Genomic DNA, 22,374 nt, shown 5'->3' with positions numbered 1-22,374 from the left:
GCGCCGGGCCAGTCTGTTACGCCGCAGGATGCTGGATCGGGTCCTTTCGGTCAACCGTTCCGGTGCGCGGACTGGCTGAAGCTGAGGCGGGACACGTGGCGATACCGTTCCCCGGCCTGCAGGATCACGCTGGGATAAGAGGGATTGTTCGGCGCGTCCGGCCAACCTTGGGGCTCCAGCGCCAGGCCCGAATAGGCCTTGTAGGGTTTGCCAGACAAAGTCTGACGATCCGGGTGGTTCAGATGCGTTCCGGAATAGACCTGCAAGCCCGGTTCGGTCGAAGACAACGTCATTCGAACCCCAGTCAGAGGGGAGTCCAATACCGCCACAGGTTTTTCGGGTGTCCGTTGGTCAGAGATGCAGAAATTGTGGTCAAACGGGAAATCCCCAACCGCCCTGGGCCTGCGGAAATCAAACTCTGTACCCTGAACGGGTGCTGGATCACCCAACGGGATAAGGTCGCTATCAACGGGCAGGTATCGATCCGCTGCGACTTGCAGATTGTGGCCGGTTATGTCTCCGCCGCCGTTCAGGTTGAAATACCAGTGCGGCGCAAAGTTGCAGACAGATGCGCTATCCGAGCGTGCCTCGATCTCCAATCGCAACGCCGCGGGATTTTCCACACTGTACCGCGCCGACGCGAACAAATCTCCGCCGAACCCCATGTGCCCGTCGGGCAAATGCAGCGTAAACGTCACGCTGGTCGCGGAACGCTGCGCAACCTCCCAAAGCTGCATGGCGGCCCCATCCTGACCGCCATGCAGGCAGTGGCGGTCGCGAAAATTGCGGTTCAGGTGAAACGTCTTGCCATTGAGTTGATAAGACCCGGACGAAATTCTGTTTGCACAGCGTCCGACGATAGAGCCCAAATACTCATCTTTGCGCATGTATTCCGCCGGATCACACCACCCAAGCACCAACGAATGGTCAAAACCCTCCAGCCGCAGATCGCACAGCGTTGCACCCAATGGGACAAGGGTCGCCGTCAAAACCCCGTTTGAAATTGTGATCGCTTGTGCTGGACCCCTGGCGGTTGGATGCATTCGGACCTCTTTGAAATGGATGCCGATGGCAGCCTAAACGTACTTAACGGGCAAACGGTTTTAATCACACAGTATTTCGCCTGAGATTCTAAATTTTTACATACCGACAATTACGCCTTTTCCTCAAATGAAGCCGCAAGGCTAAAATGTCATCCGTAGGCAAAGCAGGAATGTCACTCTGCCCTCGAAAATCAATAAGTCTGAAGCCTAAATGAGACGTGACGGTAGCTTCGGGAATATGGCACTTTTCCGAAAACTCGTGTTTTGGAATTGCTTTCCGATGTCGCCAAACGGTGGTGAAATTCGGAAATTACGTGCTTGTGCAATTGGCAAGAAAACGCAGGAAGAAAAGCCCATGCTTGATTAGCGCAACTTTGCAGGCGCAGTTTTATACAAGGACTCAAATAAAAGAGGAGCAAACTTACACCTTTGCTGCACCGCGTCTGATTTACGGGATGGCAGCGTCAGTTTTAGTTTTTCTCTTGCTTGGCCTCACGTGAGAGTCACGTGCCTAGCCAAAGATTTGTGTTGAAGTTGTAATGAGGGCCTCGTTGTTTGAGGCAGTATTGGCGGAGGGTTCTTCCCGCAATGCAAAACATAAAATACGCCGTCCTTCCAGCTCTGCCCCAACCTGTCTGGCTCAGAAATCAAAGCACCCAGCCTTTCGCCACAAAGTACTCGACCCCGGCCACGTGTTCGATCGCAGGCTGCGCCACACCGCTATTCCTGCAGGGCAAAAGGGCCGAGTGATGCGTGTATTCGATATCGCATTGATTGGCGCAGGGCCTGCCGGTTACGCCGCACTGACCGCTTTAAGTGGGTTGTCGGGGTCGTTGGCCGCGATCACGGGTGCAACACCGGACCCGTGGCAGGGCGGCGGGCCTGCCAAAGTGGTTTCGGTCGCTTTTGAAAGGCAAAAGCCAGCCCGTTTGGCGGACCGTATGCCCGTTTCCGGTGACGCGCCACCCACGTATGCAGCCGCCGAAGTCGGCGGCCTTGCCAATTACTGGGGCAAACAGCTTCAGGTTTACGGCAGCGACGACCCGTGGGGGCAAGGCCCGTTTCTGAAGATCTGGAACGCGTATAAAGCCGCCTGCGACGCGGTGCAGGCGGACCTTGAGGTGATCGGGGCACCCAACAGAAAAACCTGGACAGCGATTCCGAGGCCTGCGCCCCGCGCCTTTTGGTCGGCACCAAGGACGCGCCGGGCAGCCAGTTGAATGCGATGGCACTTGCGGTCGAGAAACGGCTGCAACAGATCCCGAATCTCGAAGTTCTGTCCGGGCGCGTGCAACGGATCGAACAGGAACAGGGCAATTTGCGTCTGGATTTGGGCGGAGGTACGCAGGTCCGCGCGCGCCGTGTTTTTCTGGCGGCCGGCGTGCTGGGGACGGCGACCACCTTGGCGCGCAGCATCCCCAATATCTCGGAAATCGGATTTCGCGATCACGCCCCTTATACCATCAACTGTTTCCGGCTGGACCGCATCCTTGGACCAACGCACACCTATGCCAACAGTGGCAATTTCAACGCCCTGACCGTAACGATGAAAAACGGGGGGCGCTGTAATCTGTTCGCCTCGGTCTATGCGGTGTCACAGGCACCCATCAGCCTCTTGACGACCAATTTAGGACTGGGCCCGCGGTTGCTCGGCCGCCGGGTCGGTCGGATATTTGATTTCGTGCAACCGATCCGTCTTTGGACACCGAAAACCCAGGTTCAGTTTCGGCATCACCCCACGGGCAGCCAAACCGAGGCCACCCCCACCCTGGATCACGAGCCCGACCCGAGCCTGCGGTATTTCCTGGACTGGCTCGTCGCCCATGACGTTCGCAACAAGCTGGGCCAGACCGCACCGGGACAAGGGTTTCACTATCACCGATTGACCCTTGGGTTCGACCGAAGCGCCGTCGATGACGTGGTCAAATCCGTCTTTGACGGGCAATTGCGGGTGATTGACGCCTCTTGTCTGAACAAGATCGGTTGCCCGCCGCACACTCTGACAGCAATGGCGCAGGCTTATGCCCGCGTGAGCCACGATCTGGAAAGCCCGGAATACCATTAAGCTCTCCAAAATCGCGCCCTGGTCTTCCGCCGCATCCAGAGATGGATTCAATTCACGGTTTGACCATAGACAGCAAGCTTGCGCGCGAACTTCCCGGTTTTTCCACCGGCCTTGATCGCCTGAAAAGCTGCCTGAACGTCCGAGGGCCCCACCGCCTCATCAGAAATCACGCACAGCTCGTAGAGCAGTTCCAGAATGCCGCCCAGATCACGCGGAAGCTCGGGCGGCAGATCGACCATCATGCCCGCCAGCGCAGTTTTCACTGCCCGCGCATGAGTGTTGGAGGTTCCGGCCACCTCGGCCAATCGCTTGGTCCAGCGGCGCAGCGGCAAACCCGCGTGAAACACAAGCGAATGCGCGGCGGATGCAAACGCGCCTGGCTCGAACACCTGCTGCGCCATCAATGTGCTCATGGCATCGATTGTGGTCGCTCCGACGCCCTCATCGGCGCTGGCCAGATACCAGGCGAGCATGGCGTGTGCCATCGGTCCGGGCTTGGGGTCAGGGCGGAAAAGCGGGTCTAGGAACATCAGACAATGATGATTGGTCAGCTTTTGATCCAGTTCCAGTTCGAAGATCCCGGTGGCAAAGAACAGTTCGGAGTGCGATGGACGGATCAGCCCCACCCACGGGTTCGCGTACACCATCCAACTGCTGCCCGGGTCGCTCATGTAAATATGTTCGGACTTGGCTGGCAGGGCAAAACCCAATGCGGCATCCACGCCATCGGGAATTGGGGGCGTGATGCGGATTTTGGGCCTCGGCCAGGCATATTGATCTACCCGCCGGATATCCGCGTAGAACTCGAAACGTGCCGGGTGGCCGACGCCCGGCACCGGTCCGCCAACAAGGTTTTCAATGCGTGGGTCCGCGCGCAGCGGCAGGGTCGAAGACCACGCAATTGCCCATAGCTGCTTATCCGTCTCTGGCGGCAGGTCAGCCCCCAGCGCATAGGCCAGCGCCCGTTCCGGCTCTGATTGCGGTTGTAGGTCGTTCAACGCAGCTTTGCGCCCCTCGGGGGCCAATCGCATGAGGGCCAGTTTGAAATCCGTGTCACCCGGCTGGGCGCCGATCTTTCGGTATTCCGCCAACCTATCACTCAACTGCTCGGCTGCCAGATACCCACGATTGTCAGTGGGGGCCGACAGCATGGGTACGGCCTGCCCTTCCCCCACAAAGGCCAGCAGCTCTTGCGCCCGGGCTGCAAACATCCCTTCGAAACTGTTGCGATCAATCTCAAGAGGCGTGTGCCCGGAATACCGTGGCGTGTGAAACGGCTGCAGTTCAGTGTCAAAATCCGTCCCATTGGCCCATGCCAGCGCGGTCGCCAGAATTGGTTTCTCGAAGTTCCCTACCCCGCTGAACGCGTCTTGTACCACGCGGTTCCTCAACTGGGTTGCCCGTTTTGCCAGTGGTGACAACAGTGGACCAGCCGCCGCCCCGAACCGGGCCAGACCGTCAAATGCGCGTTCCGTCAAAACCGGATCGCTGCCGTCTTCCAAAAGCTCCAGAAACACCGCCACGGCCTCTTCGACCGACGCCACCGGATGAAGGGCCTCAATCCGGGCCACCGGATCATCCGCATCAGGCGGCGGGGCAGGATTATCGCCCCCAACGATCCCTGAAAGCCGTCCCCGAACGGTCGGAGCCACCACATCCACATAATCGCGCAGCTTGTCCTGAACCTCTGGCACAGAGAGCTGATCAACCGCTTCGATCAAGTCCAGCGCCCTTGCCTGCACATCTCCGGCCTCGGAAATCAGAGCTGATGCGGCTATCAGAGCCACGTCAAATGCCCTGCCAGGATGGCGCTTGGCGCAGCTTTTCAGCAATTGCAAGGCCATGACGGCGCTGGATTTCTGGCGGGCTTGCAACGCGGGTTCGATTGAGGCCAGCAGCGCAGCAGGATCAATCCCTTGCAGTTTGTCGATCCGTTTCAGCACTTTCAACGCAAAAGCCACAGTCGGAAGCACAGAACTGCCGAGCAAATCCAGATACCGCCCGGTCCGGTGCAGAATCTCGGCATCCGTAGGGCAAAGGCTGGCGTGAAACCGCGAGTACCACCCGGCCCGAAACTGTCCGAAATCCCGCTCAAGCGCGTCTAGTGAAGCGTCCAGCAGCCGGTCTCGGTCCAATGTGCCGTCGTCGCACAGGCCGCTCAGGCAATCTGCCCAAGACACCCCCGGCCCACAGTATTTGTCATGTGCGGCAAGGCTCAGGTCACCGCCGCCTTCAACCTGGAAGAACCGCCAGACGTCATGCGTCAGAAACTGGTCGCGCGCGCGCTCGGGAACAGTTGCCTGATGGGCATAGTAGCCCAGTATGTAAGCGTCCGTTTGCGGGATGCTGCACTGCCCTTGTGCATACAGCGCATGGACAACTTCGATCAGGCGCGGATTGTCTTCGACCGCTGCCACGGCCCAATCGTCAATCCAACTGAGGTTCAGCGCTTTGAACACATCCGTCAGAGGGATCGATTGTGGCAGGATGCGCCAGTCGCCGCAGCTGTATTCGGATGGGCGCGCCGTCGCCAGAACAGCAACACCAAGCGCATCACCGTCTTTGGCCAAAGCCGAGGCCTTTTTTCCGCGGCCAAACCGGGCATCCCAATACGCTTTGTCGTACGCCTTCTGCGTTTTCAGAGCGATCGGGGCAAAAGCGCGACGGTCGGCTTCGGGAATGGCGGCAAGCGCCTTTAGCACGTGACGCGCCCGCTTTTTCGTAATCAGCTTGAGGAATTCCGCTTCGGTCACTGCAAGCGCTCCGTTTCCATTTCCACAGCCAGAATGTGCTTGCAGGGGCCGCGCGCGTTTTTGTTTTTGGCATACCACGGGCAGGTGCAGCTCGGTGCTCCATCGCCAAAACGCACCCGATGAACCGCCGCGTCGCTGGTCACCTCGGCACCGCCTTTTTCAAGTGTCACCGCCCGGGCATCCACCAGGTTCCGGGCCGCTTTCAGACGGGGGTTCAAGGCCTCGACCCGGTCCATGTCAAACGGCAGGACCCTGTGAAACCAAGTGGAATCGGCAAGGTCGAACCCCACTAGGCCCAAGGCTGCCAGATGCGACATGGCCGTATTGACCTGATCCTGCAACAGGCCGCTGCTTTGGGCCAAAGAGGACAGGTCCAACCTGTCCTGCCAGTTCAACTGCGCCCGCAAGGCGGCAACATCTGATTCTTTCCGCCCCAGATCGGACAACAGCCGACCATCACCGGAAAACCCGCGCCAGGGCTCGGCATTCAACACCAGGGTCAAACGCTGTGATCCAAAATCAAGCACCCAGGCAGAGCTTTCCAACGCGGGATTGCCATAGACATGAAGAGCCCTAGCCCTGCCAACCAGTGTTTCGAATACACGCAGGCGATGGCCACCGCGCAGCGGCACGCTTCCGGGTGCAGGGCGGGTCGAGGTCCTGACCTTCGGGCCTGCAGCCGCGACCCAAATCCGATGATCTGATTTCGAGCGCGGCAGACTGCGGAGAAACCGCTGCGCCGACACTGGCGGCAGCGAGAACGCTTTCTCCATTCCCGACAGATGTCCCTGCACTTCGCCAAAGCCTTTGATCCAACGCACGGGCAGTGGCACCTTGCGCTCGGTGACACTGGCGCGCTCATGCGCCAGTCCGACCGCACGCGGGCCGATTGTGATTTCCAGACGGCTGTCCGGCTTGGTCTGTGCCAACAACGCCCGCAATTCGGCCCCGAAATCCACGTTTGTGGTCCCTTTGCTGCGATGTGCGACCTCAAGAGCGTCTTCGTCGATATCCAGACGGATATAGGCGCTGCAACAGGCCGAGAACCCTTCGAACCGGACTATTGCCGGGCCAACGGTTGCAACCGGATCGGCTTCGCGCAATATCCGCGCCAACAGGGATGGCGGGACATAAAACCGTGACCCCACGATTTCAGAGACTGCCCGCAAAGCTTTGGCCGTCACGTCAGGCTCATTCGCAAAAGCCGTCAGAAAAGCCCGCGGCTCATTATTGCCGGTCCGATCCGCAACAAGAAACAGCGAGCGGTCCTGATCCTGCCCGACCAGAGAGGAGCAGCCCGCATAGTGGTAAACGTGGTCAATTGCGTTCAACTCGGCCTTCCTGAACTCTGCCCCAGTGCACCATGAATATTCAATGATCCTGACACCAGATTGACGTGGTAAAAGTGTCACCAATGAGGCCCGCGCCGCGACCCTTTTTTGGCGCCGCAAGAGGTCGCATTTCGGGAACCACTCGAGCGTCCAGACACCCGACCGGCGATCGTTGGCTTGACGGTAAGTCGCTTTTCGCCGATCCATCAACTCTCGTGTTTTCAGCACACCGTCATAGTTTTAGGATGCGGCCCATCGCAATCGCCCGAACCCAGAAGACAAACCGTTACCAAAGGCCCCATACGTGAATATTGAAAACCGCATGATGATGCCACCGCGCCATGAGCTGCGAAAAGTGCGCAATCAGGGCATGACCTTTCTGGCTCTGGCGTTTCTGTTCAGCATATTCGTCAACATCCTGATGCTGACCGGACCCTTGTTCATGCTGCAGGTCTATGACCGGGTGCTGGGGTCGCGGGCGGTGGAAACCCTGACAGCGCTGTTCCTGCTGGTGACGCTGCTATACGCGCTTATGGCGATGCTGGACTATGCCCGCGGCCGAATCGTCGCGCGGTTCGGGGCCCGCTTTCAGTCGCAATTGGACGAACGTGTGTTCGATGCGACCCTGCGCCGGTCACTGCACCCTCAGGCGCGGTCAGCTCCGGCAACGGCGCTGCGCGACCTGGAATCGATTCAGAACCTGTGTTCCTCACCCGTTTTGCTGGCTGTGATGGACATCCCGTGGACTCCGGTCTTTCTGGCGGCGATCTTCCTGTTCCATCCGCTGCTGGGTTGGCTGGCCGTGGCAGGCGGATCCCTGCTGATCGTGATTGCGCTGCTGAACCAGGGCCTGACGCATCGCAAGGTGGCCTCGGCACAACGAGCCGCGGCGCAGGCCAATGCCTTTTCGGAACACGCCAGACAGGCCGCCGAGGTGGTACGATCGCAGGGTATGCAGGACGACATCACCCAGCGTTGGCAACACCAGCGGACCAATGCCCTGCGCCAGACCATCGCCGCCAGCGACTGGACCGGCAGCTTTACCTCGGTGACCAAGTCTCTGCGACTGTTTCTGCAATCGGCAATGCTGGCGCTTGGCGCCTGGCTGGTGCTGCGCAACGAGCTGACGCCGGGCGCGATGATCGCCGGATCGATCCTGTTGGGTCGCGCGCTGGCGCCGGTGGAACAGGCGTTGGGGCAATGGAGCATGGTCGAACGGGCGCGAACGGCCTGGGCATCGCTGAACCGGTTTCTGGACGCTACGCCGCCCGAAACACCGCGCACCAAACTGCCGGTGCCCAGGGCCCGTCTGACCGCCAAAGGCCTGACAGTCATCCCACCGGGCGCAGAGAAGCCGACGCTCAGGAATGTTTCGCTGCAACTTGAACCGGGCAGCGCGCTTGGTGTCATTGGAAAAAGCGGGTCGGGGAAATCGACGCTGGCCAAAGCCCTGTTGGGTCTGTGGCAGCCGGCCGCCGGGGAAATCCGGCTGGGCGGTGCGACGCTCGATCAGTACGATCCCACCGATCTGGGCCAGCATATCGGTTACCTGCCCCAGGAAGTGACCCTGTTCAACGGGACAGTGGCCGAGAACATCGCCCGCATGTCGGAAAACCCGGATCCCGAGGCCGTTGTGGCGGCCGCGAAAAAAGCTAAGGCGCATGAACTTATCCTGACCCTCAGCAAAGGATACGACACGTTTCTGGAAGGCAATGACAGCCAGTTGTCCGGTGGTCAAAAACAACGGATCGCGCTGGCGCGCGCGCTGTACGGGGACCCGGTCATGCTGATCCTGGACGAACCGAACTCGGCCCTGGACGCCGAAGGAACCGAGGCGCTGAATGCCGCCGTCCGGGGCCTGAAAGAAGCTGGCAAATCGGCTATCATCATGACACACCGGCCGCAGGCGATCTCGGAATGTGACGATCTGGCAGTCGTTGAAAACGGGCAGGTGGTGAAAACCGGCGGCCGGGACGAGGTGCTGGCGGCTATGGTGCAGAATGCCGGTGCGATCAAACGGGGCTTCAGTCAGGTGAAAAAAGATGCAGGATAAGGCGGCTCAGGATACGCGCCCGGTGTGGCGGATCACGATACCGGCCTTTGTCGGCTTTGCGGCGCTGATCATTCTGGTCGGCGGACTGGGCGTCTGGGCGGTTCAGACCCGGCTGGCCGGGGCCATTGTCTCGCAGGGGATCATCGAGGTTCAGAGCAACCGGCAAGTGGTCGAACATCCCGATGGTGGCGTCGTGGGCGAGATTTACGTCCGCGATGGCGACGCGGTAACCGATGGCGACCTGCTGGTGCGTCTGGACGATACGTTCTTGTCCTCGGAAAAGACCATCGTCGAAGCTCAGCTGTTTGAATTGCTGGCCCGCCGGGCCCGTCTTGAGGCTGAACGCGACGGTGCGGATGCCGAAGCCCTGGCGGCACAACTGGCCTATGTGCAAAAGCAGGACGGCATCGACCCCGACCTGATCGCAGGCCAGCAGCGCCTGTTCGAGGCCCGTTTTGAAACCATGACCCAGCAGATCGAACAGCTGCGCAAGCAGCGGATTCAGATCGAAAGCGAGATCGAAGGCACCGAGGCACAGCTTGTTTCCCTGCGGCGTCAGGTTGAACTGATTCAGGATGAACTGAAAGACCAACAAAGCCTGTTCGACCGTGGCCTGACCCAGGCCAGCCGGGTTTCTGCCCTGCAACGGGAAGAGGCCAGCCTGACCGGTGAGATCGGCCGCCTGGACGCCTCGGTCGCGCGTCTTACGGGCCAGATTGCGGCGACCGAGATCGAGATTGTCGAACTGACCTCGACCCGGCGCGAAGAGGCGATCACCGCATTGCGGGATGCGCAGACACAGATATCGGAACTGGCCGAGCGCCGCCTGTCTTTGGATGTGCGCCTGTCGCGGCTGGATATTCGCGCGCCGGTCGCCGGAACCGTCTATGGCAGCCAGGTCTTTGCGCTGCAGTCGGTGATTCAGCCGGCAGAGCCGATGATGTATGTGGTGCCGCAGGATACGCCGCTGCTGGTGGCGGCGCGCGTGGATGCGATCCATGTGGATCAGTTGCATATCGGTCAGCCGGTCTCTTTGCGTTTTCCCGCCTTCAACCAGCGGGAAACGCCCGAGATTGATGGCCGCGTCGTCACCGTGTCCGCGGATACCTTCACCGATGACAACACCGGCCAGACCTATTACCGCGCCGAAGTTGCCCCCGAAGACGATCAAATCGAGCGGCTGAACGGACAGGCCCTGCTGCCGGGCATGCCAGTGGAAACCATGATCAAAACCGACGAAAGAAGTCCCTTGTCCTATTTGATCAAGCCATTGGCCGACTATTTCAACCGGGCCTTCCGCGAATAACAGTGACGGCAGTTTTCAGACCTGCTCGACATTCCCCAGCAGGATCGCGGTCATATCGGTGGCAATCACATTGTCCACCGCCGTCACGTTTACTCCGGTTTCGTAACTCACATTCGACTCGGTGATGCCGGACAGGTCTGCATTCTTGTCCAGGAAAACCCATTCCGCCTCATGCGCGGTAGGCAGGCCGACAGAAAGCTGAAGAATGACCAAAGCGTCCAACGCATTGACCGTTCCATCCTGATTGATATCTGCCGCGATCAGGTTTTCCGGCGTCGCCGGACCCCAAGTCGGATTGAGCCCGACCGAGAGGCGCAAGACCTGCAAGGCGTCCATCGCCGAGATTTTGTCACTGGCCAGAGAATAGGTTTTGACGATATCCAACTCGCCCTCGAACGTGCCCGACGGTAAGCCCAAATCAAAGCGCCCCTCGTCATCCGCACGAACGCTGATGGTCCCGCCCCCCTCCGGGGTGAAGCGGATCTCGGCATCGGACAAGGCCGGGTTCGCGGTTCCCGAGTTGATCGAGACATCACCCAGAACCCCGTCCGAACTGTCGGGTTTCAAACCACCCAAATCTCCGAAATCCACAGGAATGTGATCCGGGCCGCCAAACCCCGCGCCGAATATTTCGGCGCTGGTCAATGGACCTCCGGTAGAAGAGTTGATGATGATCACCTCGTCGATGAATTCGATCTGCGCCCCTTGCGCCGTGGCGGAGAATGTCAATTGCCCGGGCGTGCGCAGCAACGGATAGTCGAACAAGTCCAACCGGTCGATACCGGCCTGAAAGCCGTTGATCGTCGTCGGATCACTGCCGTACTGCATGACAAAGATATCCGCACCGGCTCCGCCATCCATCGTGGTGGCCCCGATCCCCGCGACCAGAATGTCATCCCCTGCCCCGCCCAACAAAGTGGTATCAAGGATACTGCCGCTGAGCATATCATTCTGCGCCGATCCGGTGATGGTGCCGAACCCGTCCCGCACGATCCCCAGAGCGTCGAGCGAAATGCTGAGCTGCGTCAACCCTGCACCCTGTTGTGACCCGACGAGGATCTGCAATTCGTCCCCGACATGGGCGACGCTCAGCGTTTCGACATTTTGCAGGCCGCTGTGCACGGTGTCGGCGAAACTGTCCAGATGCACCAGCTGACCACCCGGCGTCAGGGTAAACAAGGTCACACCGTCATCACCGCCGCCCGCCACGACAAACACATGCCCGTCGGCTTCGATCACAGCCAGGTCCTGCACTGTTTCAAACCGCGTATGCAGAGAATCCAGAACGTGGTCTGTTGCAATCAGGCGTCCGTCAACCGTCAGTCTCATCACGCTGAGCGAGTTGCCGTCCGCCCCTGCCACAACGACCCAGGACTGACCATAAGCCTGCACCACCTCGACCGCAGTCGGCGTCGCGATCCCCAGCGTCGCCAGCGCATCGCTATTATCGACCGTGGTCAGGGCGCCGGTATTCTGATCGACATTATAGGTGTTGATCGTGCCGCTGACGGCATCGGCAGCAATCACGAAATGATCCGCCCCAGCCTGCAACACTTGCATCGAATCCGCCTGCCCTGCGACCGACGCTGCCAGGCTCAGTGAGCCATCCCCGTTCACGGTATAGGTCGCGATCTGCCCTTTCGCCTCATGTGCGATGGTCAAAACATCCCCAATCTGAACTAGGGCCGAGACATCCCCGCCACCAACCAGAGAATCGGTTTCCTGCAGAGCGCCGACGGTCCCGTTCGGGTTCAGCTCATACCCGACCAGCCCGGTCGCCGTGCCCACATCCAGAACAAGTTGATCGTCCCCTGCCAACGCCACTGGTACGGCGCTGTCGCCGACCTGATACGTGATCGTACCGCTGTAATATTCAGTGTCCTGCAACTGCGGCAGAGCGCCCTCGACCAGCTTCCACACTGCGATTCCGCCACCCGGACCTGTCACGCTGTACAGATACGTTTCGCCATTAAGCGTTTTTAAAGCCGTATCGCCGATACCTGAATCGAGCGCTGCGCTCCCTGTTGCAACCACGCCTTCGAACTGAAGCACCATATCAAATCACCCCACGCCAAATCTGGCACCGACTACGGGATGATCCGATGCCCAGTTCGAAACCAAAGCGGAAATGTGGAGAAAACGAGGAGTTCGGCTTCAGTTTAACTAAATTTTTTCTGGTCCGACCGCATGAGTCACCGAAGGGAAAGACAGATGAACAAAACCTGGACCCCTCGGACAGACGCGGCAACCACATGTGAGGGCAAGATGACCAAAGAACCCGAATCCAAAATCAATCCGGCTGAGGATCAGCCTGATTTCGAGCGTAAGCAGAACATTCGTCGGTGGATCGACGGCAAAATGCGCCGTTGGGCCGGTCGTGGTATTGCCGGTGGGCTCGGGTCGACAATCCTGGCTCTGCCTGCACTGGCGCAAGCCACTGTCGAAGAGCTTTATGCCTTCCAGTTCGCGGAAACGATTCCCGGGGTACGCTCGGTCAAGGTGTTGGATAATGGCGACGTTCTTCTGAAACTGGCCGATGGTCGAAAACTGGTTGTGGCCGCCGAAAACGTACAGGTGCTGGACAGCGGTGCGGTCATGATTGCCGAGGGCGTCGTATCCGAGATCGCTCAGTTCAGCCTGGCCGAAGCTGGCGGTGCCGCTGCAATCGGGGGAATCAGTGGAACCGGGGCCGCTTTGGGTGGTCTGGGTCTGGCGGGTGCCGCAGCCGCTGCCGGTGGTGGCGGCGGTGGTGGTGGAGGGGACGACGATGCCGCCCCCGCGCCGACGCCCGCGCCCAACCATCCGGTTCTCAATCTGGCCGGCTCGCAAGCCAACACTTTGAGCAGCGCCAATATGAACCTGATCGCTCCGGAAGGCACGGAAACGGTAGAAGTGACGATCGGCTCGGTCACCAAGACCGTAACGCCCGAGGCTGACGGATCCTGGAGCCTTTCACTGACCCCGGCTGAAGCCGCTTCTCTGCCGCAAGGCGTGCAAACCGTGACGATCCGCAATCTTGATGCCGACGGTGCGGAACTGTCAGCGGAAACAGTCGCATTCGATGTGGATACCACCCCTCCAACCCTGACCATCTCGGGGTTCTCAGACGGCGCGGTGATGAATGCGGCGGAACAGGCCACCGACCTGACGATTACCGGCACGACCACGGCCGAAGATGGCCAGGCGGTTACCGTCACCATCTACGGGCAGATCTACGAAGGCACGGTTTCCGGCGGACAATGGAGTGTAACAGTCCCTGCCGCAGGGCTCGCCGTCATGCCGGATGGCGCGACGATTGCCGTCACCGCTGACGTCACCGATCAGGCAGGCAACCCCGCCACCCAAGCCGGTGCCAGTTTCGACACGGATTTTACCGCTCCGACAATTTCACTGGACCCAGTGGCCGGCGGGTCGATTGAATTGATCGATGTCAGCGCGGACCTGACGCTGACAGGATCGACCACAGCGATTGACGGTCAGCCAGTTACTGTGACGTTCGACGGCCAAACCTATTCGACCACGGCCTCGGGCGGCGGTTGGAGCGTGACGATCCCCAGCGCCGATCTCGCTGGCCTGTCCACCGGCGTACCCGCTACCTTCAACGTCACTGTTTCCGACGCGGCTGGCAACATCTCTGTTCCGGCCTCAGCGTCCGTCCCGGTTGACTTGACCGGCCCGTCCGTCGCCATCTCTCCGCTGTCTGTCGGCGCGGTCCTGAATGCTGTCGAGATGGGGTCTGACCTGACGATCTCGGGCACGACCGGCAATGTGCAGGACGGCCAGCAAGTCACAGTCAGCCTGAACGGCCAGACCTATACCGATACCGTCTCGGGCGGCACTTGGAGTGTGACAGTCCCCGCCGCCGATCTGGCCGCCCTGCCTGACGGAGGGAATTTCACAATCTCTGCGGACGTTTCGGATGCCGATGGTCTGTCAGCGCCTCAGGCCAATGTACCTTTGGCCAAGGACGCGACCGCCCCAACACTGTCAGTCGACAGTTTCTCGGACGGAGCCGTGCTGAACGCGGCTGAGCAAGGCACCAACCTGACCATCACGGGTTCGACCACGGCCGAAGACGGCCAGACCGTGACCGTTTCGATGAATGGTCAAACCTACACCGGTGCAGCATCCGGTGGTGCGTGGTCCGTCACCGTTCCTGCTGCGGATTTGGCAGCCTTGTCGGATGGGGCCACCATTGCGGTCACCGCAGATGTGACCGACCAGGCAGGGAACCCTGCGATCCAGGCCAGCAACAGCTTTGATACCGATTTCACCGCCCCGACGGTGAGCATCACAAACCTGTCGGATGGAGCTATCATGAACGCCGCGGAACAGGGCACTGACCTGACAGTGACCGGCACCTCTGACGCTGCCGATGGCACGGTGATCACGGTCGAAATCGCCCGCCCCGACGGGACTGTTGACGTCACCGGCACCGCAACGGTCAGCAGCGGCACCTGGAGCTACACGGCCCCGGCCGCGGACTTGGGCGCACTGCAGGATGGGGTCACTTACGAAATGGACGCGTCGGTGTCGGATGCGGCTGGCAACTCCGCCCAAAACAGCGCAAGCTTTGACACTGATTTCACTGCGCCGACCGTAACACTCGACCCCTTGTCCGTGGGTTCCGAACTGGACGTGACCGAGCAAGGCAGTGACCTGACCATCACGGGCACAACCAGCGCCGAAGACGGGCAAACTGTATCTGTCACCCTGAACGGCCAGACCTATTCCGGTGTCGCCTCGGGCGGTACGTGGTCGGCAACTGTTCCAGCAGTCGATCTTGCCGCTTTGTCTGACAGCACCGGCTATCCGATCTCGGCCAGCGTCGCCGATCAGGCCGGCAACTCGGCGACACCGGCCACGACCACTCTGACTACGGATTTTAGGCCGGTTTTGACGCTGAACCCTGTCGGCACGAACAACGCTGTTTCGCTGGCTGACGCCCAAGCATCGGGTGTTACCGTTTCGGGAACCTCAACCGGCCTGAGTGCTGGCCAGGCAGTTGATATTTCCCTCAACGGAAGCACGATTGGCAGCACGACCGTGGCAGCCGACGGCAGCTGGTCTCTGGCGGTCCCGGCCTCGGACTTCTCGGGCATCGACTCGGGTGATGCCCTTGATTTTTCGGCGGACGCAACGGTTTCCGGCGGACCGGACCCGCTGACGGCAACCGACGAAAACACGGCGCACGAACCCGCAGGCTATGTCATTACACAGGCCGGGATTTCCGGGAACACAGTGACCTTCGAGGTCTACGCCGACTCGGACATGGACATTTCGGGCGGGCTCGCACTGGACGTGAAGCTGGGTTTCGATCCTTCGGTCACGACCTATGACCTCGGTTCCGAGATCCCGAACAGTGGTATCTTCGGTTTCTTCGCCAATCCGGACGGGGCCTCGTTGATCCGTTTCTCCGGTATCTCGAACACCATCACAGATCTGAGCCAACCCCTGATGACCTTCGACATGACTGTTGTCGATGCAAGCAAACCCATTGAACTGACGATCGCGACTTCTGTTGGCGGGCATTCCGTCTTTCAGCTTGGCACCAATGGTGATGACACGCTGGTTGCAACCGACGTGGACAACACCATCCGCGGGCAAGATGGCAACGATGCGATTGATGTTTCGGCCGCAGGACGCGACGTTGTCGTGTTCGAGGCAGACCCGGCGGCCAATGGCATCGACACGGTGACGGGCTTCACAATCGGCCCCGCAGCCGAGGTGACCGACGCCATTATGTTCAGCGGTCTGAGTGTCGGAACCCTGCGCGGGGACGGAACGGATGTCGAAACTCTGGCTGCTGGAGATGCGATTGGTGCCGATACCGGTTTCGTCGGTCTGACAACGGTTTTGGGTGATTTGTCCCAAAACACGATCGAAACCGCGGTTGAGAGCTTTACCGGACTCCAGACGGGTGACGAAATCTACGTCATGGCAACGGACGGGACTGACAGCGTGCTGGTCAAGGTCGATTACAGCGCTCCCAATGCCGCGTCGGTTGAAACCGTCGCGCAATTCACCGGTCTGGACGATCTGACCGGTCTGAACGCCGACAACATCCTGCACACCGATCCCACCGGGGCAACCGCCTAAACAATGAAATGGCTGCCGTTCGCACCGATCGGCAGCGATCCTGAAAAGCAAGGGGCAACAATGGCGCAGAACGGCCTGGTTCCAGTCACCGCCGCACGGCATGGGCATCAGCACTGGAAACGTTTCACCTCCTACAGATTTGCAACCAATCGCACTGATTGCGCGATTGTGTTGCAGGAAGTACCGCAAACTGCGGGAGCCTTTCCGATTGTTTTCCGGGAAACCAGCGAAGGCGTCGAACCCAAAGCCATCTTGTCCCTGTCAGCGGATATGCCCACCCCTTTCGTTTCCCCGAAGGGACAATGGTTGGCAGCCTATGTTCCATCCGACTTGCGCTGCCATCCCTTTCAGGCAGAGACCATCGGACAAAACACGCCTGACAGGCCTGCCCTGTTTCGGCTGACCGTGGATGAAACTTCAGGTCTTCTCAGCACAGATCCCAGAGATGAGTCCTTCTTTGACGGGGCTGGGACTCTGTCACCAGCATTGCGCGACGTTCAACGCTTTCTTCAAACCCGCGTAGCTGCCCGCGAGGCGACTCTGGAGCTGTGCCAGACAATCAAAACTATGGGGCTATTTAAACCCGCCGACTCCCATGATGGAATCGCTTTGCCCTCCGGGACCTTGGGCATTTCAGCCCTGCGGCTAAAGAAACTGTCACAGGCAGAAAAACTTGATCTGGTGGATTCGGGCGCGTTTCTGCTGATCCACGCCCACCAGATCTCGCTATGCCATTTCGCTTGGCTGTCGCGTGTGCAGAACCAGCAGGCAGAGCAAATCTCGCAACGGAAATACACCGAAAATTCAGACATTTCCGGTTTTCTTAGTGCAATGGCCAACGCGCAGAATGACGATTTCCTTGGAACCAGTGGGGTGTGAAACACCTATGCCAATACTCAACCGCAGACTCGGATTTGCACCATTACTCTTCTTTGCCGCCGTGTTGTCGGCCTGTACACCCACGCCCGATCTGACGGGCGTTGCGATGTCCCTGTCCAGCGGGTCCGTCGGGGCTGGCGCAAGCGAGCCTGCGCCTCGGCTGGCGCAGAGCGCGTTTGGTCAGCGGATCAGGGCGGCTGTGGACTCAAACCCGGACCTCGCGCAAAGCGCGACGCGGTTGGAAATTGCTGCAGCCAACGAGGATGCCGCCAAGGGGGCCTTTCTGCCCCGGCTCTCCGTTGGCGTAAACGCGCGGTCAGAACGCATCGAGTCCGACATTGCCGATGTCACGCCGTATCTGCGCATCTCACAATTGGTGTATGATGGTGGGGCTGCATCGAATGAATTGGCGGCGGCAAAGGCGCGCGTGCTGCAAAGCCGCGGAGATCAGGTGCAAACCGCATCAGCCGTCGCGCTGTCGGCAATCGAAGCCTATGTCGTGGTTCTCAACCGGCGAAAAATTCTTGAAATTTCGATCCAAAACGTCACGGTTCATGACGAACTGGTGCGTCAGATCACAGAACGCTCGGCACAAGGAGTGGGGTCGAACGCTGACGTTCTGACAGCCCGGTCTCGTATGGCGGATGCGCAGACGCGGCTGGCAGATGCCAGGGCGCGTTTGGACCGTGCAGATGCCCAGTATCGTGAGTTCTTTGGCACGGCCCCCGGGGCTCTTCCACCTGCTGTCACGGCTCCGAAACTGTCGCGGACCGACTCTCAGATCGTGCTGGATAGCCCGCAGGTCAGACGAGCCGACGCAGCTCTGCTGTCGGCGAAGGCAGAGCAGGCGGCCGCGCATGCACGACGCCAGCCCGGCGTTGAAATCGCAGCTTTTGCCGACCGGGATGACAGCAACGACGCAAATTTCGGGGTCGATCTGTCATTCAACTACGAAATCGACAGTACGGGGCAACGTCGGGCCGCCATTGCGGCCGCAGAAGCACAGGTCAAGGAGGCGGAATTCGCACGGGATTCGGTGATCCGGGACATTCGCCGCGAGCTGGAGTTCGTCCGTTCTGACCAACAAGCCGGCGCGGCTCGCCTGCAAGCCGCCCGGGTCGCCGTTCAGGCCAATGCCGACAGTGTTACCGCCGCGCGCGAGCAGTTCACAATCGGCAGGCGCAGCTTGATCGAGATTCTGGACGCGCAACGGGATTATGTGAACGCGCAAGAACGGCTGATCCTGGCAGAACAGAGTTTCTTCCTGACCAACTACGCCGCGCTGAGCCTAACCGGTGACATTCTGGACCTGCTGGGTGTCTCAACGGTGAAATGGGATGACAGTCCATGACACAGCTTTTGCCAATTTCGCGCGCACCTTCGCTTTCTGCTCTCGAGGCTTGTCTGTTGCATGTCGCGGCCCAACTGGACCGCCCCTTGACGGTGGCTGCCCTTCACGCGGCACAAACCGGCGCATCGGATGAGCTTACCCTTCGCGATGCCATTGAGGCGGCCCAGAACGCAGGGTTGCAAGCGGGTTATGGCAAGCGCAGGTTGCAGGATTTCGACACGAGCCTGTCACCTGCACTGTTGATCCTGCAGGACGACAAAGCCGTTGTCTTCCACGGTCGCACGCCCGACGGTAGCCTTCTAATTTTCGACCCTGACCTTGGCGACGGCATCGGTGAAGTGTCAGAGGGCAAACTGGCCCGCACCTACACCGGATACGCAATCCTGTTTCGCCGCAACCATCGGGCCGAGGTCTCGGGCGATACGGCCCCCTCGGCCGATCATTGGTTCTGGTCGGCGATGGCGGCAAACCGGTGGTCCTATACACAAGTGATCCTGGCCGCAGCGCTGGCGAATTTGCTGGGCCTGTCTACCTCGATCTTCATCATGGTCGTTTACGATCGCGTGCTTCCAAACGAGGCGACAGAGTCCCTGATTGCACTGACTGCGGGGGTTGGCCTCGCCCTCGGGTTTGATTTCCTTTTAAAGCTGTTGCGCGCCGGGTTCATCGATCGCGCCGGACAAAAGGCCGACATGCAGATGGGGCGGCGCGTTTTCGATCAGGTGCTGAACATTCGCATGAAGTCCCGCACCGGATCAACCGGCGCCATGGCGAGCACCGTGCGCGAATTCGAAACCCTGCGAGAGTTCTTTACCTCGGCAACCTTGGTTGCATTGGTTGATCTGCCATTCATTGCCCTGTTCGTCTTTGTCATCCATCTGGTCGGCGGCCCGCTGGCCCTGATCCCTGCCCTTGCAGTTCCGGTTGTTTTGCTGGCCGGGGTGGCCGTGCAGCCGGTGTTGTCGCGTCTGGCTGAAAAAAGCTTTTCCGACGGCCAGTCCAAGCAATCCGTTCTGGTGGAAACCGTCTCGGGGCTTGAGACGATCAAAACCACAGCGGCAGCCAGACCAATGCGAACCCGCTGGGAAAGCGCAATCGAGCGTCAATCCTCGCACGGTGCACGCAGCCGAATGGTGACGCAATTCGCCCTGAACCTGACCGGGTTCACCCAACAGGCGGCACAGGTTCTGATCGTCTTCTACGGCGTTTTCTTGATTACCGATGGTCAGGCGAGCATGGGGGCTCTGGTCGCCTCGGTGATGCTGACCGGGCGGGCTCTGGCGCCATTGGGACAACTTGCCCAGACCCTGACTCGCGTCAATCAAGCCCGCAGCGCGTATCGCAACCTGAACGCTTTGATGCAGGCCGAGAGCGAACGGCCACATGGGCGCAGCTGGATCAGCCGAAACAGCTTTGACGGGCGGATCAGTTTCAAGAATGTCCACTTCGCCTACCCGGATCAGCCCGAGGACACACTGGCCGGGGTGTCCTTCTCGATCGAGCCAGGTGAAAAGGTTGCGATTTTGGGGCCAATCGGGTCCGGGAAAAGTACAATCTCGCGCCTGTTGTTGGGGCTATACGAACCGCGGACCGGTTCAGTCATGCTGGATGGCGTGGATATCCGCCAGATCGATCCGGGCGATCTGCGCCGCAATGTCGGGTCGGTATTGCAAGATATCTGGCTGTTTTCCGGGACGGTGCGCGAGAACATAAGCAGCGGCACGGTCCGGCCACGCGATCAGGACCTGATCCGCGCAGGAAAAGTGGCCGGAGTGGAGGATTTCGTCGCCCATCATCCCAATGGCTATGATTTGAAGCTGGCCGAACGCGGTGAAGGTCTGTCCGGCGGGCAACGACAGGCCATCGCGCTGGCCCGGGCCTTGATCGGGCACCCTCCGGTTCTGTTACTGGATGAACCAACCAGTGCGATGGACGTGAAAACCGAAGCCGAGGTGATCGGCCGTCTGAAACAGGCCACGCAGGACACTACGATGATCATTGTCACACATCGCACCAGCCTGTTGGAGCTGGTGGACCGGGTCATCGTGATCGAAGGCGGGCGTGTGTCTGCCGATGGGCCCAAGAGTATGCTCGCCCAACACGCGCGCAAGGCAGGGAGGCACCTGAATGTCGCGGCATCCTGATCTCGCCACCCTCGCGCGCGAGATGCGCGGGCGTTCACCGATGCGCGGATCCCTGCTTTTGCTGGTGATTGCGTCGTGCCTGATCGCACTGGGCCTGTGGGCACATCTGACTGAGCTGGACGACGTGACCCGAGTGGATGGGCGAATTGTGCCTTCGGCTGATGTTCAGGTGATCGAAGCCACGGAACCCGGCGTTCTGCAATCGCTGAAAGTCCGCGAGGGACAAGTGGTCGACAAGGGCATGTTGTTGATGGAGTTCGAAACAACCCAGATCGACAGCCAGTTCAGCCAGGAGCAGCAACGCGCTTTTGGCCTGATGGCGCGAACGCAACGACTGCAGGCGGAAATCGACGGCACTGACCTGGATTTTTCACCGGACCTGATCAAAGGCGCGCCCGAGGTCGTGCGATCGGAAACCGCTCTGTACCAGGGGCGGCAATCCGAACTGTATGCCGAGATCGCCATCCTTGAACGCCAGCGCCTGCAAAGGCAGCAGGAATATGAAGAAGGCCTTGTGGATCGGGTCACTGCCGATGAAACGCTAAGGCTGTTGGCGGAAGAGCGCGCGATGATGGAACCTCTGGTGGCAAAGCGGATGGAGCCTGCGACGACGCTTTTGACGCTGCGCCGGGGTGAGGCCGAGTGGGAAGGTCGGAAAACCCGGGCTGTTGCCGCGACCAACCGCCTGAAAACCAGCCTGAACGAGATAGACGACCGCATCCGCGCGACCCGAAGTCGGTTTCGCAGTGCCGCGCTGACCGATCTGGCTGTGGCAACCACCGAGCTTGCTGCGCTGCGACCTGTCCTGCCCGCGCTTCAGGATCGGGCCGACAGGGCGCAGGTGCGGTCTCCGGTACGCGGCATCGTCAACCGGGTGCATCGCAGCACAATCGGGGGATTGGCACGCAGCGGGGAAGAACTGATTGAAATCGTTCCTTTGAACGACAATCTGCTTGTCGAAGCCTACGTTCGTCCAGAGGACATCGCATTCCTGCACGCGGGGCAATCGGTCAAGGTCAAGATCACGGCCTATGATTTTGCCCGGTACGGGGCGCTGGACGGTCAGATCATGCGGATCGGTGCCGATACGATCACGCGATCCGAGCGCAATGATGAAGAGGTTTTCGTCGTGGAAATCGAAACCAGCAATGTGATGCTGGATGCAGATGGTGTCGCCGTCGAGATCATTCCTGGCATGATTGCCGAGGTTGATATCCTGTCAGGCCGCAAGACGGTTCTGGAATATCTGCTGCAGCCCGTAGTCAAAATCAAGGACAGGGCTTTGCGCGAATAGGAGTTTCGACAGTCGGCACAGGCCTGCTTGTGCCGATTGCATCCCTTTGGCGCCCA

Annotated in this window: 13 protein-coding genes; 9 read left to right on the top strand and 4 right to left on the bottom strand. The window is 59.9% G+C overall.

Annotation, left to right across the window (positions count from 1 at the left end):
• Positions 1-50 precede the first annotated feature (50 nt).
• Positions 51-1,043, bottom strand: a complete 993-nt coding sequence (locus ACR0DO_RS11705) for an aldose epimerase family protein (RefSeq protein ID WP_480558915.1) — start codon at positions 1,041-1,043, stop codon at positions 51-53.
• A 749-nt stretch (positions 1,044-1,792) separates the two neighbouring features.
• Between ACR0DO_RS11705 and ACR0DO_RS11700 the strand changes: the two genes are divergently transcribed.
• Together ACR0DO_RS11700 and ACR0DO_RS11695 are read left to right on the top strand one after the other, a co-directional pair.
• Positions 1,793-2,263, top strand: a complete 471-nt coding sequence (locus ACR0DO_RS11700) for a hypothetical protein (protein WP_480558913.1) — start codon at positions 1,793-1,795, stop codon at positions 2,261-2,263.
• The gene (locus ACR0DO_RS11695; RefSeq protein WP_480558911.1) at positions 2,227-3,108 is read left to right on the top strand and encodes a hypothetical protein; all 882 of its coding nucleotides are present in this window, start codon (positions 2,227-2,229) and stop codon (positions 3,106-3,108) included. Before ACR0DO_RS11700 ends, ACR0DO_RS11695 begins: the two co-directional genes overlap by 37 nt.
• Positions 3,109-3,155: 47 nt before the next feature.
• On the opposite strand, the gene ACR0DO_RS11690 is transcribed toward ACR0DO_RS11695, so the two are convergent.
• Both ACR0DO_RS11690 and ACR0DO_RS11685 read right to left on the bottom strand, forming a co-directional pair.
• Positions 3,156-5,861, bottom strand: coding sequence for a DUF6493 family protein (locus ACR0DO_RS11690; RefSeq protein ID WP_480558909.1), 2,706 nt, complete (start codon positions 5,859-5,861; stop codon positions 3,156-3,158).
• A complete protein-coding gene (locus tag ACR0DO_RS11685) occupies positions 5,858-7,192 on the bottom strand; it encodes an SWIM zinc finger family protein (protein WP_480558907.1) in 1,335 nt (444 codons plus the stop codon). The genes ACR0DO_RS11690 and ACR0DO_RS11685 overlap by 4 nt, the downstream gene beginning before the upstream one ends.
• A 322-nt stretch (positions 7,193-7,514) precedes the next feature.
• On the opposite strand from ACR0DO_RS11685, the gene ACR0DO_RS11680 reads away from it, so the two are divergent.
• Positions 7,515-9,245 (top strand): type I secretion system permease/ATPase, encoded by a 1,731-nt coding sequence (locus tag ACR0DO_RS11680; RefSeq protein WP_170446858.1) that lies wholly within the window; start codon positions 7,515-7,517, stop codon positions 9,243-9,245.
• Positions 9,235-10,551 carry an HlyD family type I secretion periplasmic adaptor subunit gene (locus ACR0DO_RS11675; protein WP_480558905.1) on the top strand — a complete coding sequence of 439 codons (1,317 nt, stop codon included), beginning with the start codon at positions 9,235-9,237 and terminating at the stop codon, positions 10,549-10,551. The genes ACR0DO_RS11680 and ACR0DO_RS11675 overlap by 11 nt, the downstream gene beginning before the upstream one ends.
• Positions 10,552-10,566: 15 nt before the next feature.
• Here the strand turns inward: ACR0DO_RS11675 and ACR0DO_RS11670 are convergent, their stop codons facing one another.
• On the bottom strand, positions 10,567-12,606 hold the full coding sequence (locus ACR0DO_RS11670; RefSeq protein ID WP_480558903.1) for a dockerin type I domain-containing protein: 2,040 nt from the start codon (positions 12,604-12,606) through the stop codon (positions 10,567-10,569).
• Between the two features lie 210 nt (positions 12,607-12,816).
• Between ACR0DO_RS11670 and ACR0DO_RS11665 the strand changes: the two genes are divergently transcribed.
• Genes ACR0DO_RS11665 through ACR0DO_RS11645 form a run of 5 tightly spaced genes read left to right on the top strand, consistent with a single transcriptional unit; the run spans position 12,817 to position 22,318 of the window.
• On the top strand, positions 12,817-16,650 hold the full coding sequence (locus tag ACR0DO_RS11665; RefSeq protein WP_480558901.1) for an Ig-like domain-containing protein: 3,834 nt from the start codon (positions 12,817-12,819) through the stop codon (positions 16,648-16,650).
• A 3-nt stretch (positions 16,651-16,653) separates the two neighbouring features.
• Entirely contained in the window at positions 16,654-17,529 is an 876-nt protein-coding gene (locus ACR0DO_RS11660; protein ID WP_480558899.1) for a SapC family protein, read from the top strand.
• 7 nt (positions 17,530-17,536) lie between these two features.
• Entirely contained in the window at positions 17,537-18,880 is a 1,344-nt protein-coding gene (locus ACR0DO_RS11655; RefSeq protein ID WP_480558897.1) for a TolC family protein, read from the top strand.
• Positions 18,877-21,024, top strand: a complete 2,148-nt coding sequence (locus ACR0DO_RS11650) for a type I secretion system permease/ATPase (protein ID WP_480558895.1) — start codon at positions 18,877-18,879, stop codon at positions 21,022-21,024. The genes ACR0DO_RS11655 and ACR0DO_RS11650 overlap by 4 nt, the downstream gene beginning before the upstream one ends.
• Positions 21,008-22,318, top strand: coding sequence for an HlyD family type I secretion periplasmic adaptor subunit (locus ACR0DO_RS11645; protein ID WP_480558893.1), 1,311 nt, complete (start codon positions 21,008-21,010; stop codon positions 22,316-22,318). The genes ACR0DO_RS11650 and ACR0DO_RS11645 overlap by 17 nt, the downstream gene beginning before the upstream one ends.
• The last annotated feature ends 56 nt before the right edge of the window (positions 22,319-22,374 follow it).

It is taken from the genome of Ruegeria sp. AM9 (genome assembly GCF_056540565.1).
Note: the sequence above shows the minus strand (reverse complement) of the source record. Positions and strands in the feature narration are given on the sequence as shown.

Bases quoted from the DNA above. Each gene is read 5' to 3' on its own strand.
- ACR0DO_RS11705 (WP_480558915.1), bottom strand. From the start codon at position 1,043: ATGCATCCAACCGCCAGGGGTCCAGCACAAGCGATCACAATTTCAAAC.
- ACR0DO_RS11700 (WP_480558913.1), top strand. From the start codon at position 1,793: ATGCGTGTATTCGATATCGCATTGATTGGCGCAGGGCCTGCCGGTTAC.
- ACR0DO_RS11680 (WP_170446858.1), top strand. From the start codon at position 7,515: ATGATGATGCCACCGCGCCATGAGCTGCGAAAAGTGCGCAATCAGGGC.
- ACR0DO_RS11675 (WP_480558905.1), top strand. From the start codon at position 9,235: ATGCAGGATAAGGCGGCTCAGGATACGCGCCCGGTGTGGCGGATCACG.
- ACR0DO_RS11670 (WP_480558903.1), bottom strand. From the start codon at position 12,606: ATGGTGCTTCAGTTCGAAGGCGTGGTTGCAACAGGGAGCGCAGCGCTC.
- ACR0DO_RS11665 (WP_480558901.1), top strand. From the start codon at position 12,817: ATGACCAAAGAACCCGAATCCAAAATCAATCCGGCTGAGGATCAGCCT.
- ACR0DO_RS11660 (WP_480558899.1), top strand. From the start codon at position 16,654: ATGAAATGGCTGCCGTTCGCACCGATCGGCAGCGATCCTGAAAAGCAA.
- ACR0DO_RS11655 (WP_480558897.1), top strand. From the start codon at position 17,537: ATGCCAATACTCAACCGCAGACTCGGATTTGCACCATTACTCTTCTTT.
- ACR0DO_RS11650 (WP_480558895.1), top strand. From the start codon at position 18,877: ATGACACAGCTTTTGCCAATTTCGCGCGCACCTTCGCTTTCTGCTCTC.
- ACR0DO_RS11645 (WP_480558893.1), top strand. From the start codon at position 21,008: ATGTCGCGGCATCCTGATCTCGCCACCCTCGCGCGCGAGATGCGCGGG.